This is a genomic window from Nocardia sp. NBC_01503 (assembly GCF_036327755.1).
Classification (GTDB): Bacteria; Actinomycetota; Actinomycetes; order Mycobacteriales; family Mycobacteriaceae; genus Nocardia.
Map to the genome: position 1 here is coordinate 6,527,600 of NZ_CP109596.1, position 11,800 is coordinate 6,539,399.

11 protein-coding genes are annotated in these 11,800 nt (G+C 66.4%); 3 read left to right on the plus strand and 8 right to left on the minus strand.

The features are described 5' to 3' along the window. Window positions 1-18 precede the first annotated feature (18 nt). Window positions 19-966: a 1-phosphofructokinase family hexose kinase gene (locus OHB26_RS29735; RefSeq protein ID WP_330180561.1), complete on the plus strand. Its 948-nt coding sequence runs from the start codon at window positions 19-21 to the stop codon at window positions 964-966. Window positions 967-975: 9 nt separating this feature from the next. Here the strand turns inward: OHB26_RS29735 and OHB26_RS29740 are convergent, their stop codons facing one another. The 3 genes from OHB26_RS29740 to OHB26_RS29750 are packed head-to-tail and all read right to left on the minus strand — an operon-like array spanning window position 976 to window position 4,126. Continuing rightward, complete coding sequence (locus OHB26_RS29740) at window positions 976-1,851, minus strand: amidohydrolase family protein (RefSeq protein WP_330180562.1); 876 nt, start codon at window positions 1,849-1,851, stop codon at window positions 976-978. Then, on the minus strand, window positions 1,848-2,894 hold the full coding sequence (locus OHB26_RS29745) for a nucleoside hydrolase (protein ID WP_330180563.1): 1,047 nt from the start codon (window positions 2,892-2,894) through the stop codon (window positions 1,848-1,850). Before OHB26_RS29745 ends, OHB26_RS29740 begins: the two co-directional genes overlap by 4 nt. A gap of 20 nt (window positions 2,895-2,914) precedes the next feature. Further along, on the minus strand, window positions 2,915-4,126 hold the full coding sequence (locus OHB26_RS29750; RefSeq protein WP_330180564.1) for an FAD-dependent monooxygenase: 1,212 nt from the start codon (window positions 4,124-4,126) through the stop codon (window positions 2,915-2,917). Between the two features lie 103 nt (window positions 4,127-4,229). Here OHB26_RS29750 and OHB26_RS29755 point away from each other — a divergent pair, with 103 nt between their 5' ends. After that, window positions 4,230-4,802 carry a TetR/AcrR family transcriptional regulator gene (locus OHB26_RS29755; RefSeq protein ID WP_330180565.1) on the plus strand — a complete coding sequence of 191 codons (573 nt, stop codon included), beginning with the start codon at window positions 4,230-4,232 and terminating at the stop codon, window positions 4,800-4,802. Between the two features lie 39 nt (window positions 4,803-4,841). Here OHB26_RS29755 and OHB26_RS29760 read toward each other — a convergent pair whose 3' ends face one another. Then, on the minus strand, window positions 4,842-6,404 hold the full coding sequence (locus tag OHB26_RS29760) for an MFS transporter (protein ID WP_442943050.1): 1,563 nt from the start codon (window positions 6,402-6,404) through the stop codon (window positions 4,842-4,844). A 148-nt stretch (window positions 6,405-6,552) separates the two neighbouring features. Beyond that, complete coding sequence (locus OHB26_RS29765; RefSeq protein WP_330180567.1) at window positions 6,553-7,926, minus strand: CoA transferase; 1,374 nt, start codon at window positions 7,924-7,926, stop codon at window positions 6,553-6,555. 33 nt (window positions 7,927-7,959) lie between these two features. Here OHB26_RS29765 and OHB26_RS29770 point away from each other — a divergent pair, with 33 nt between their 5' ends. Then, window positions 7,960-8,730, plus strand: coding sequence for a thioesterase II family protein (locus tag OHB26_RS29770; RefSeq protein ID WP_330180568.1), 771 nt, complete (start codon window positions 7,960-7,962; stop codon window positions 8,728-8,730). Window position 8,731: 1 nt separating this feature from the next. Here the strand turns inward: OHB26_RS29770 and OHB26_RS29775 are convergent, their stop codons facing one another. From OHB26_RS29775 to OHB26_RS29785, 3 genes are all read right to left on the minus strand, one after another. Then, window positions 8,732-9,505, minus strand: a complete 774-nt coding sequence (locus tag OHB26_RS29775) for an O-methyltransferase (RefSeq protein WP_330180569.1) — start codon at window positions 9,503-9,505, stop codon at window positions 8,732-8,734. A 38-nt stretch (window positions 9,506-9,543) separates the two neighbouring features. Continuing rightward, window positions 9,544-9,909 carry a DUF2784 domain-containing protein gene (locus tag OHB26_RS29780; protein WP_330180570.1) on the minus strand — a complete coding sequence of 122 codons (366 nt, stop codon included), beginning with the start codon at window positions 9,907-9,909 and terminating at the stop codon, window positions 9,544-9,546. Window positions 9,910-10,244: 335 nt separating this feature from the next. After that, on the minus strand, window positions 10,245-11,708 hold the full coding sequence (locus OHB26_RS29785) for an SDR family NAD(P)-dependent oxidoreductase (protein ID WP_330180571.1): 1,464 nt from the start codon (window positions 11,706-11,708) through the stop codon (window positions 10,245-10,247). Between the last annotated feature and the right edge of the window lie 92 nt (window positions 11,709-11,800).

Sequence of the window (11,800 nt, forward strand, 5' to 3'; positions counted from 1 at the left end):
AGATCTCCAGGAGCGCCGGTGTCGATCGTGACGCTGACCATGAACCCCGCGATGGATATCGCCGCGAGTACCGCCGTTGTCCGGCCTACGGACAAAATGCGCTGTACGACACCGCGATTCGATCCGGGCGGGGGCGGAATCAATGTGGCGCGCACGGTCGTCGCGCTGGGGGAGTCGGTCACCGCCGTCTTTCCGATCGGTGGGCCCGAAGGTATCCAGCTCGCGGAATTGGTGCGGGTCACGGGGGTGCCGATGCGCACGGTGTCGGTATCCGAACCGACCCGCCAGAGCCTGTCGGTGACCGATGAATCCTGCGGTGCGCAATACCGTTTCGTCTTTCCCGGTCCGCGGCTGAGCTCGGCCGAACAGCATCGCTGCCTGGTGGAGGTGGAGCGGGCGGCCGGGGCGGCGCGGCTGGTCGTGGCGAGCGGCAGTCTGCCGCCCGGGGTGCCCGACGACTTCTATCAGCGGCTCGCGGATCTGCTCGGCGAACTCGACATACCACTGATAGTGGACACCGCTGGAGCGCCGTTGCATGCCCTGCGTCGCGGTATCCGCCTGCTCAAGCCCAGCGTGCGCGAGCTTTCGGACCTGGTGGGGCACGCGCTGCCCGATCGTGGGTCGCAGCTCGCGGCCGCGCGCGATCTCATCGTGAACGGTGTCACCGAAATCGTGGTGTTGTCACTGGGTTCGGCCGGGGCATTGCTGGTGACGGCGGAGAACGAGGAGTACTTCGCGCCGATTCGGTCGACCGTGGCGAGCGGTATCGGCGCGGGCGATGCCATGGTCGGCGGGCTCGCCGTCGGCCTGCTACGTGAGTACGCGCTCGGCGATGCCGTGCGGCTCGGTATCGCCGCGGCGACAGCGGCTTTGGCCACCCCCGGCACCCAACCCGGGGAGCCCGGGCGCATCACCGAACTGTTCGGCACGCTCACCGCGCCCGAGCGATCCGGTGTATGGACCTGAGGCAGCGCGTTATTCGAGGCCGAAGACGCGCGCGGCATTGTGATGGCACACCTGCCGCAGCCAGTCGTCGCCGAGTTCGAGCCGCTCCAGCGAGTGCAGGGCATGCCCGTAGGTGTACGGGATATTGGGAAAGTCGCTGCCGAACAGGATGCGATCGCCCAGGTCGCGCAGGCGCGGGCGTTCGTGGATCGGGAACGGGTCGGCGGCCTCGAAGAAATCGGTGAAGTTCATGGTGGTGTCGAACAGCACCTCATCGTAAGCCTGTGCCAGATCCAGGAATTCGCTGTATTCGGGGGCACCCATATGCGCTATCACCAGGCGCAGGCGCGGGAAGCGGCGCAGTAGTTCGGCAATCGGCTCCGGACCGGTGAATTCGCCTGCGGCGGGGCCGGATCCGCAATGGATGATGATCGGGGTACCCGACTCCTGGAGCATGCCCCAGACGTCGTTGAGCAGCGGATCACCGGGATGGAAGTGCCCGACCTGCACGTGCACCTTGAAGATGCGCGCGCCCGCGTCGAGTGCGGCCTCCACGTAGCTGTCCGCGCCATGCTCGGGGTAGAACGTCGCGGTATGCAGGCAATCCGGTGTGCGCGCGGCGAAATCGGCCGACCATTCATTGAGCCAGGCCGCCATATCCGGGCGATGCGGATACACGAGCGAGGTGAACGCACTCACCCCGAACCCGCGCAAGGTCTTGAGCCGTACCTGCTCCTCATCGCGGTAGGTGATCGGCCATTCCCGATGGCCGAGCAGCGGTCCGGCGGAGTCGAAGTACCCCCACACCTTGCGCAGTACCTGCTCCGGCATGAAATGCGTATGTATATCGATGATCGAGGGCAGTCCGAGCCGCGCCGGGAATCCGGCCACATACGCCTCGCTCACGCGCCGACCTCCGGATACACCGTGCGCGCGTAGTCCCCGACCCGGCTGATCAGCCGTTCGAAGAACTGCTCCGGATCGGTCCCGATCACGATGTCGGCGTTGGGTTCGCGCTCCCACATACCCGCCCAGTCCGCGACGGTGGTCGCGCGGGTGATGGTTCCGGCCAACTCCACATCGACCGTCGCGGGCTTGGTGACCGCGAGCGCGGTATCCAGGGCGACCGCCGCCGCGAACGGATCATGCATATGCGCCAGATACCCCTGGTCGTAGAGCCTGTGAAAGTCGAAGTAGAACCGGATCGCATCGGTCAGGAAGCGCACCAGTGGATTGCTCGCCGCCGAGCGCAGTTCGGGCGGATCGGTCTCGCGCACCAGCTCCGCCGGCGTGCTCCCGGCCCGCTCCGCAAGCAGCGCAAGGTGTTTGGGCCGCATCTCGATGGTCTCGGTGATATCCAGCGCGCACACGATCGGCCGCCGGTCGGCGGGCGCGGCGGAGAAGGCGTCGAAGACCTCCTTGGCGGCCTCCGGATCCACGTGCACATTCCACTCATTGGTGGGTGTGGTGTTCCCCGGATGGTTGAACGCCCCGCCCATGATCACCAGACGTCGCAGCAACCGGGGCAATTCGGGCTCCGAACGCAGCGCCAGCGCCAGATTGGTCAATGGCCCGGTGCACAATCCGACGATCTCGCCCGGATGTTCCCGAACCAGATCGACCCACATCTGCGCGGCCGACCGATCCGAGAGCGTGCGTGCGGAGACCGGCAGCTCCGCGTACCCGACGCCCTGCGGGCCGTGCGTGTCCTCGGTGGTCCGCAGCGGAATCGCCAGCGGCTCCGCCGCCCCGAGCGCCACCTCGACTTCGGGGGCCCGGCACAGGTCGAGCAGGGCGAGATTATTGGCCGCCACCCGGGACGCGGGCACATTGCCCGCGCTGGAGGCGATTCCGATGATCTCGGCCTCGGGGGAGGCCAGGAGGTAGAGCAGTCCCAGGGAGTCATCGATGCCGGTGTCGTTGTCCATGATGATCTTCTGCCGCACCATTCGAGCGTAGACCCGCGCGATCAGTAGGTCGGCAGCACGTAGTCCTGGGTGGTGTCGAGCATCTTCATCATGATCGGGCGGAACAGCTTGGTGGTCATGAGCTTGCCCACCTGCTGCATCACCTTGAGCCCGACCTTGGAGGTCGGCAGCATCATCCCGATACCGCCGCCCGGAAGCTCCTTGGCCTTGTCCAGGAACGGGGTCACCTGCTCCTGGTAGCGGACCAGCGCCGCGTCCAGATCCGCTGGGGTGGCTGCGATTTCACCGGCGAGCAGGTACGCGCCGACGATCGCCATGGCCGTGCCCATACCGGTCATGGGCGAACCGCAGAAGCCGGAGTCGCCGAGCAGTACGACCCGATCCTTGAAGAGCGAGGGCATATCGACGCGTACCAACTCGTCGAAGTAGAAGTCCTCGGTGGTGTCCAGATGCGAGAGCGCCTCGGGCACCGCCCAGCCCGCATCGGCGAGCATGTCGCGAATCAGCTTGCGCTGGGCCGCGATATCGCCGCGCAGCGCCGGATCCTGCTCGGTGCGCAGGGTGAGAATCGCCTTGGAGGTGGCGGGATCGTAATCGGGCCGGACGCCGAGCGAGGCGCGCGGCACCACATGCATGGCCATCCAATCCTGCTCCGCGCCCGCCGGGGTGGGGATGGTGTAGAAGGACATGTACCCGCCGAGGTAGGTGGTGAACTGCTCCTCGGGTCCGAAGACCAGTTTGCGGGTGCGCGAGTGCACGCCGTCCGCGCCGATCACCAGGTCGTAGCGCTCGGTCTTACCGGAGTTGAAGCCGACGGTGGCGCCGCTGCCGTCCTGATCGATGGTCTCGATCCAATCGCCGTAGCGGTAGTCGAGTTCGCCCGCGGTTCCCGCGAGTTCGGTGAGCAGCACCTCGTTGAGATCGCCGCGGGTGATCTCGATATCGGCGATCGGGCCCTTCCCGTCGAACATCTCCATCGACATGCGGTAGACGGGGGCGCCGTCGGCCTTGACGATGCTCATCCCCTTCTCGTGCAGCAGGCGCTTGTTGATGCCCGCCATCAGCCCCATGCGTTCGGCTACTTCGCGGCTGGGACCGCGCAGATCGACGGCCTGGCCGCCGGGCCGGGGGGAGGTGGCCCGCTCGACGACGGTGACCGCGATTCCGGCCCGAAGCAGTTGCAGAGCAACGGAGTTCCCGGCGATGCCGCCGCCGGCGACGAGGATGCGGAGGGTGTTGGCGGTGGTGCTCATGTTGTCTCCCGTGTGGTGAAGTACGTCCGTCTAAGACATATGTCTAACAGATTTTGGCACGTGTGTCTAGAACAAATGTCTAAGACGCTGATAGGGTGAGGGTATGGGAAATCGAGAAGACCTACTGATGGGCGCTCGGAAGGCCGTCCTGGAGCGTGGCCTGGCCAAGGTGACCGCCCGCGATATCGCCAACGCCGCCGGTGTCAGCCTCGCCGCCATCGGCTACCACTTCGGCTCCAAGGACCACCTCGTCATGCAGGCGCTCACCGAGGGCGTCGGCACCGAGCTCGGCGACGAGATCGACGCCGCCATCAAAGATGGGGGGCAGGGGCAATCACTCTGGGACGCGCTCGGCCCGACCTGGAACGGTCTGTTCGACGTCATCCAGCGCAATCACGACAACCTGCTGTTGAGCGTGGAGAACGGCATCCAGATCTCCCGGGATCCGGAGATGCAGGTCTATATGGCCGAGGCCACCGAGCGCGCCTATCACGATATGACGCAGGCGGTCCGCGATGCGCATCCCGATCTGACCGCCGATCAGGCGCGCGCGGTGGCCAAGCTGTTGTTCGCGCTCTTCCAGGGCATGGCCATGCAGTGGATGATCGCGCCCGCGGCGGATCTGCTCGACGGCGACGATCTGAAGACCGCCATTCGGGCGATAACCGGCGAATGACGGCCGTGCGAGTCGATCTGCCCTGTGCCCGGCGCTGATTCAGCTCGCTTCGATATGCCGCAATCGCACCAGTGCGGAGACCGCCAGCAGCAGTGCCGCCACGGCCGCGATGGCGGAGGTGAGATGCATTCCGGTGAGGAACGCGTGCTTGGCCGCCTCCGCCACGGACTCGCCGAGCTTCCCGGGCAATGCGTTGGCGACCTCCATGGCCGCGCCGAGGGTGTCCCGGGCGCTGTGCACATCGGCATCGCGCAAACCGTAGGGGAGCGTATTCGCCAACTGCCCGCGATACAACGCGATGCTGAGGCTGCCGAGCATGGAGATGCCCAGCGCGCCGCCGAACTCCGCACCGGTCTCGGCCAATCCCGAGGCGGCTCCGGCCTGTTCGGGGGGCGCGGTGCCGACGATCAGCTCGGTGGTGATGCCGAATACCGGGGCCAGCCCGAACGACACCAGCAGTGACGCGGCGATGGTGATCCCCACCCCGCCCTGTTCGGTGACCCGGGTCAGCAGCAGCAGTCCGGCCGCCGCCATGGCCATGCCGACCCCGATCAGGTAGGCGGGGCGCACCGACCGGCTCAATCGCGGCGCCAGTTGCGAACCGATCATGAAGCCCAATCCCGATGGGATGGTGGCGATTCCGGCGCGCAGCGGTGACATGCCCAGCACCAGCTGGAAATACTGGCCGACGAACAGGAAGTAGCCGAACGCGGCGAAGATGGCGACCATATTGATGGTCAGCGCGATTCGGAAACTGCTCAGCCGGAAGAGTCGCAGATCCAGCATGGGATCGGCGGCGCCGAGCTGTCGGCGCACGAACGTGGTGCCGACCACGACCCCGGCCACCAGCGCGCCGATGGCGATGGGCACCGGCCCGTCCTGTGCGACCTTCTTCATGCCGAAGACCACCAGAAGTACCGCGCTGGTGCACATCAGCGCACTCGGCAGATCGATTTTGCCCGCATTCGGATCACGGAACTCCGGCAGTACCCGCGGCGCGAGAATCAGCAGCAGCACCATGACCGGCACCGCGAGCAGGAATACCGAACCCCACCAGAAATGCTCCAGCATGAGCCCGCCCGCCAGCGGTCCGATCGAGCCACCTACCGAGTACGACCCGACCCAGACCCCGACAGCGACCGACCGGGGGCCGGGATCGGGAAACATGGTGAATATCAACGAGAGCGTGGACGGCGCGAGCGTCGCCCCAGCTATGCCGAGCACCGCGCGACAGCCGATGAGCACCGGGGCCGAGGGCGCGAACGCCGCGATGATCGATACCGCGGCGAAGGCGGCCGCACCGGCCATGAGTAGTCGCCGGCGTCCGATCCGATCACCGATGGTGCCCATGGTGAGCAGCAAACCCGCCACCAGGAAGCCGTAAACGTCGATGATCCAGAGCAATTGGGAACTGGTAGGTCTCAGCTCCGCGCTGATCTGAGGGACGGCCAGGTGTAAAACCGTCAGATCCATGGAATACACCAAACAGGCCAGTGCCAGTACGGCCAGCCCCGCCCATTCCCGGCGACCCACTGTGCGGGTGGAATCTGCCGCTGCGTTGGTCAGCAGGGGGCCTGGTGTGTCCACGATGACGTCCTCCATCCGCACGCCGACGCAAGTGTCGACAATATCGATGTCGGTCCCAGCATCTCACTTATTAACGACACAAAAACGATATGTACGAAGGGAATTCGCATTATTCGCCGATGTGTTTGCGGGTGTACGTGCAGGCGATCGTGAAGCGGGAAAACTACTCAAAACCGGCCGGTCGGAGTGTCCAGTTTGGGACATGTGTACCGTATTGCGAAGCGGGCCAAGGGTGATCGGGATATTCGCTGAGCGCGGGCGCGGCCGTCACCACCCGGTCGTGTTCGACCGCGTACGCCGATTCCGGGACATTCGCCGGGGCGTGCTCCGGCTCGCGGCCCCCCGCCGCCAACAGCCAGGATGCGGTGCGGGCCAGCGCAACTCGCACATCCCGTCCCAGCCCATCCCGTTCGCGGGCGGTGAGCGCGTCCAGCACTCCGGCGGCGAGCAGATACCCGCTGGCATGGTCGAGGGCCTGTGCCGGGAGTGCGCCCATTGGGGACGCAACCTGCGAATTTCCCGGCGCGCCTTCGATGAGCGATATTCCGGACGCGGCCTGCACAATACTGTCGAAACCGCGTCGTGCCCCCCAGGGGCCGCGCTCACCCCACGCCGAAACCCGGCCGTGCACAATTCCTGGCCGAATTTCTGCCGCATGTACACCAAGTTGTTCCAAAGCGCCCGGTCGGTAACCTGTTACGAGTACATCCGCTTCGCTCAGCAGGTCGGTGAAAACGGGTAGTTCGGTTCGTAAATCCAGCAGTGTGGAGTGCTTGCCCTGGCAAGTGTCGAGGAACTGCCACGGAATCTCCGGCAGTTGTGGCGGATCCACTCGCAACACCTCCGCACCCAGTAGGGCGAGCGCGCGCGTGGCCACCGGACCGGCGATCACCCGGGTCAGATCCAGCACCCGCACACCGCGCAGCGGCAGCATCTGGGTTGCGTCGGTGGGGGATTCGACCGGTCCACGATCATCGCGCCGTTCGATCGCGACCAGCGGGCCGTCCGCCGCCGCCCTACCCTGCGGGCTGTCGGCCCACTCGTGCTCGGTGCGCACTCGAACCGCGATGGCCCCGGAATCGCCCGCCCGGTCCTCGATCTCGGCCGCGGAGAGCTCCGCCATGCGTGCCACGGCGGTGGTGCGATCCGCATCGGCGGGCAATCCCAGTACGGTCAGCAACCTTTCGCGGTGATGCGAGTAGTTGGCATGCGTTCGCACCCAACCGTCCGCAGTCGGGAAGAAGCCCGACAGCTCCGCGAAGGCATCGGGCGGCGTTCCGTCGACGCGGAACAGCCGCTCACTCGAGAACGCGGCCGCCACCCGGGCCGGATCGAGCACACTCTCCAGCGGGGTGAGTCCGCACGCCACCCTGCGCCGATCGGCCGCGGCCGCGAAGCTCGCCACCGCGCCCCCGGCCAGCGACCACACCGGCAGTGTCGCAGCCAAATTCGTTCCCGGATCAACGGCGGGCATACTCGATCCGGAGATACCGACCCCGGACTCGTACTCGCGGACCAGCGCTTCGTAGGCACTCATCGGTCCGACCATAGTCGTCGAAGGAGCATCGCTGTGGTGGCACATCTCACCGGCACCGACTGGCTGCGCGCATTGCGCACCGACGCGGACCCGCGCGCCGTGCTGGTGTGCTTCCCGCCCGGAGGCGGGTCGGCGGGCGCGTATCGAGCGCTGGCGCAGCGATTCGGCGCCGGGACAGCGGTATTCGCGGTGCAGTACCCGGGACGCCAGGATCGGATGGCGGAGCGGCAGATTCCCGAGCTCACCGAACTCGCCGAGCAGACCGTGCGCGAAATGCTGCGCTGGCCCGCGACCACCCCCATCGCCATCTTCGGGCACAGCATGGGCGCGACGGTCGCCTTCGAGGCCGCTCGGCGCTGGGAGGCGGCCGGCCGCACCCTGACCCACCTGTTCGTATCCGGGCGCCCCGCACCGGATTTCATGGAGCCGGGACGACTGCACCTCGAATCCGATGCCGTGCTCATCGACCAACTGGAGCTGCTGGGCAATGACCCGGCGCTACTGAGCATGCTGCGCGAGGACCCCGGATTCGCCGATCTGGTGCTACCCGCCGTCCGCAATGACTATCGGGCGGTGGAGACATACCGGTATCGGCCCGGCGACCCGTTGCGTGCGCCTATCACCACGCTGATCAGCACCTCCGACCCGACCACCACGGTGGCGCAGGTGGGGGAGTGGGCCGCGCACACCGCCGGGGCCTTCGACATCGTCACCTTCGCGGGCGGTCACACCTACCTCGACACACCCGAAAACACGGCCGCCATAGCGGATCTGGTGACCGAGCGACTGCGCGCCGGTCGCTAACTCAGCCCAGATACTCGGATTCGAGCACGAGATCCTTCAGGATGGACTGATACTCCACATGGGTGTCGTGCTCGACGGTCCGCCAGCTCGTACCCTCCTCGGTCCTCATATAGGCGCGATAGTCGGGGACGCCGGGCACGCGCACATTGTCCGCGACCACCATGGTTCCCGCGCGCAGCCAACCGGCCGCGAGGATCGTCCTCAGATCCGCCAGGTACGCCTCCTTGGCGTGATCGAGGAAGATCAGATCGACCGTGCCGGAGTCGAATCCGTGATCCAGCGCGAGCCGGTGCATGGTCTCCCCGCCGTCGCCGATGGTCCCGACCAGCACGGTCACCCGATCGGACAGGCCCGCGTGCGCGATGATCGCCCGCGCTACTTCGGCATTGGCGGCACTGAACTCCACCGACACCAGCCGCGCGCCCGAATCCAGCAGCCGTCCGATCCGCACCGCGCTGTACCCGCAGTAGGTTCCCAACTCCAGTAGCAGCTTCGGCCGCGTCTTGCGCACCGCCGCGTCCAGCAGCAGGCCCTTCTCATCGCCGACATTCACCAGCATGCTGCGCGTGCGCGCGAATTCGTCGATCGTGGCGAGCACGCTGTCGGGGTCACCGGCCGTCGCGTGCGTGAGCACATACTCCCGGGCTGCGGCCTCACGTCCATCCCCGACCTGTCCCGTACGTTCGAACCTCCGCAGCCCAATGGCGAGTCGGGCCATGGACAACAGCTGATTCCCGCGACCTCGAAGCGTCGCCCCGATCCCCTTGCCGCCCATACCGTCTCCCGTGTTCGCAGGATGAACCGTCGCCGCGATTATGCCCGGACCGCCCGGCGACCGCGCACCGCGAGACCCGCCCACGAGATGAGCACGCAGACCGCGACCAGAACGCGCACCAGATCGACCGCACCGCTCGGATACAGCACGCCGGTGATGTAGTGGGCGATGAATCCGGTCGACGGTAGTCCGGGATCTCCGGCCCGATGCCTGGCCCAGTTCTCCAAATTGGTCAGCGGGCACTCGAATCCGAACAGGATGGTGCTGAAACCCCAGGCGAAGGCGGCGAGGTGCGGCCAGATGGTGCGCGGCCAGCGCCACGCCAGGAACCCACCGAACACCACATAGCCGACGAAGAGGAAGTGCGCGCCCGCGGTGAGGTCGGCCAGCAGCCGATACAGCATGTCCCCAGCATAGAGCCGGGTGGTAGGGGGAGTGGAGGCACATATTCACACGCAGATATGCGCATCTGTGCATGTATCCCCGGGGGAGTCGGTGCCGCGAAAGAGGGCTCGGGGAGCGGTAGTTCCGTCTATGCGGCGAGCATCGTGAAGAGGAGGAGCGGCGGTCAGGTCGCGCTGATCAGGGGGAACCTTGGGTGAATCAATTTCATATCGATACTCAGATATGCGCATCTAACTATGTATTTCACTACTCTGAGTTGCTGCGGTTAAGCAGCAACTCAAGAGCTCGAAAAACACGCAAAGAGAAGAGGGGGCCGGTCATCGGCCCTCTGTTGTCACCAGGCGGAGGGTTCGTAGTCCTTGAGGAAGCAGCCGTACAGGTCGTCGCCGGCCTCGCCGCGGACGATCGGGTCGTAGACGCGAGCCGCGCCGTCGACGAGATCGAGGGGGGCGTGGAAGCCTTCCTCGGCGAGGCGGACCTTGGTGTAGTGCGGGCGCTCGTCGGTGATCCAGCCGGTGTCGACCGCGGTCATGAGAATGCCGTCGGCTTCGAACATTTCGCGCGCGCTGGTGCGGGTGAGCATGTTCAGCGCGGCCTTGGCCATATTGGTGTGCGGGTGGCCCGCGCCCTTGTACGCGCGCCCGAAGACGCCTTCCATGGCGGAGACGTTGACGACGTACTTGCGGGGTGCGGCCGCGGCGGCCATGGCGGGGCGCAGGCGCGAGATGAGGATGAACGGTGCGGTCGAGTTGCAGAGCTGCACTTCGAGTAGTTCGGTGGCGTCGACTTCGCCGACGGTCTGCACCCAGCTGTTGGTGTGCGCGAGGTCCGGGACCAGGCCGCCCGCGTCGATGGCCACGCCCTGCGAAATGCGTTCGGGGGTGGCCGAACCCGCGACGAGGGCGAGATCGGTGATGTCCGCGGCGGTGAGGCTGGGTGTCAGTGAGGCGGTGAGTGCGGTCGGGTGCGCCTGCATGGTCTTGCCGAAGGTGACCACGTCGGGGAGTTCGCCGGCGGGCAGTGGCCCGGATTCGGCTTCGACGAGTGCGCTGTACGCGCCGGGGGAGCGTCGTACGGTCTGTGCCGCGTTGTTGATGAGGATGTCCAGGGGCCCTTGTGCGGCAACATCATCGGCGAGTGCGACGACCTGGGCCGGATCGCGCAGGTCGATGCCGACGATGCGCAGGCGGTGCAGCCAGTCGGCGCTGTCGGGTTGTGCGGCGAAGCGGCGGATGGCGTCGTTGGGGAATCGGGTGGTCACCGTGGTGTGCGCGCCGTCGCGCAGCAGTCGCAGTGCGATGTACATGCCGATCTTGGCGCGGCCGCCGGTGAGCAGTGCGCGCTTGCCGGTGAGATCGGTTCGCGCATCGCGTTTTCCGTGGCTGCGTGCGGCGCATTCGGGGCACAGCTGGTGGTAGAAGGCGTCGACCTGTGTGTATTTCTGTTTGCAGATGTAGCAGGGGCGGGCGCGCAGCAGTGTTCCGGCGGTGGCGACTCCGGTGGTGCTGGAGCTGATGGGGATGCCCGCGGTTTCGTCGTCGATGCGGTTGGGTGATCCGGTGGCGGTGGCCGCGATGACGGCTTTGTCGGCTTCGGAGACGGTGTCGCGGGCTTCGATGCGCCGACGCTGCTTGAGTTTTTTGAACATGTGCCCGACGGCGCGTTGCACGGTGACGGAGTCGGGGTGTTCTTTGTCCAGCTGTGCCGCCTGTTCGAGGACGCGCAAGCAAATGGCGAGTTCGTCGGCGTTGATGGCCGTGGTCTCGGTGGCGTACGCCGGTGCGGTGTTCTCGGCCATCGGTGGGTGCTGCTGTCCTTCGTGCGGTGGGCGTGCGGGCGTCGTCCATTGTCGCATCGTGTCGACATCCGCTCTGCCACGGCCACGTGCGG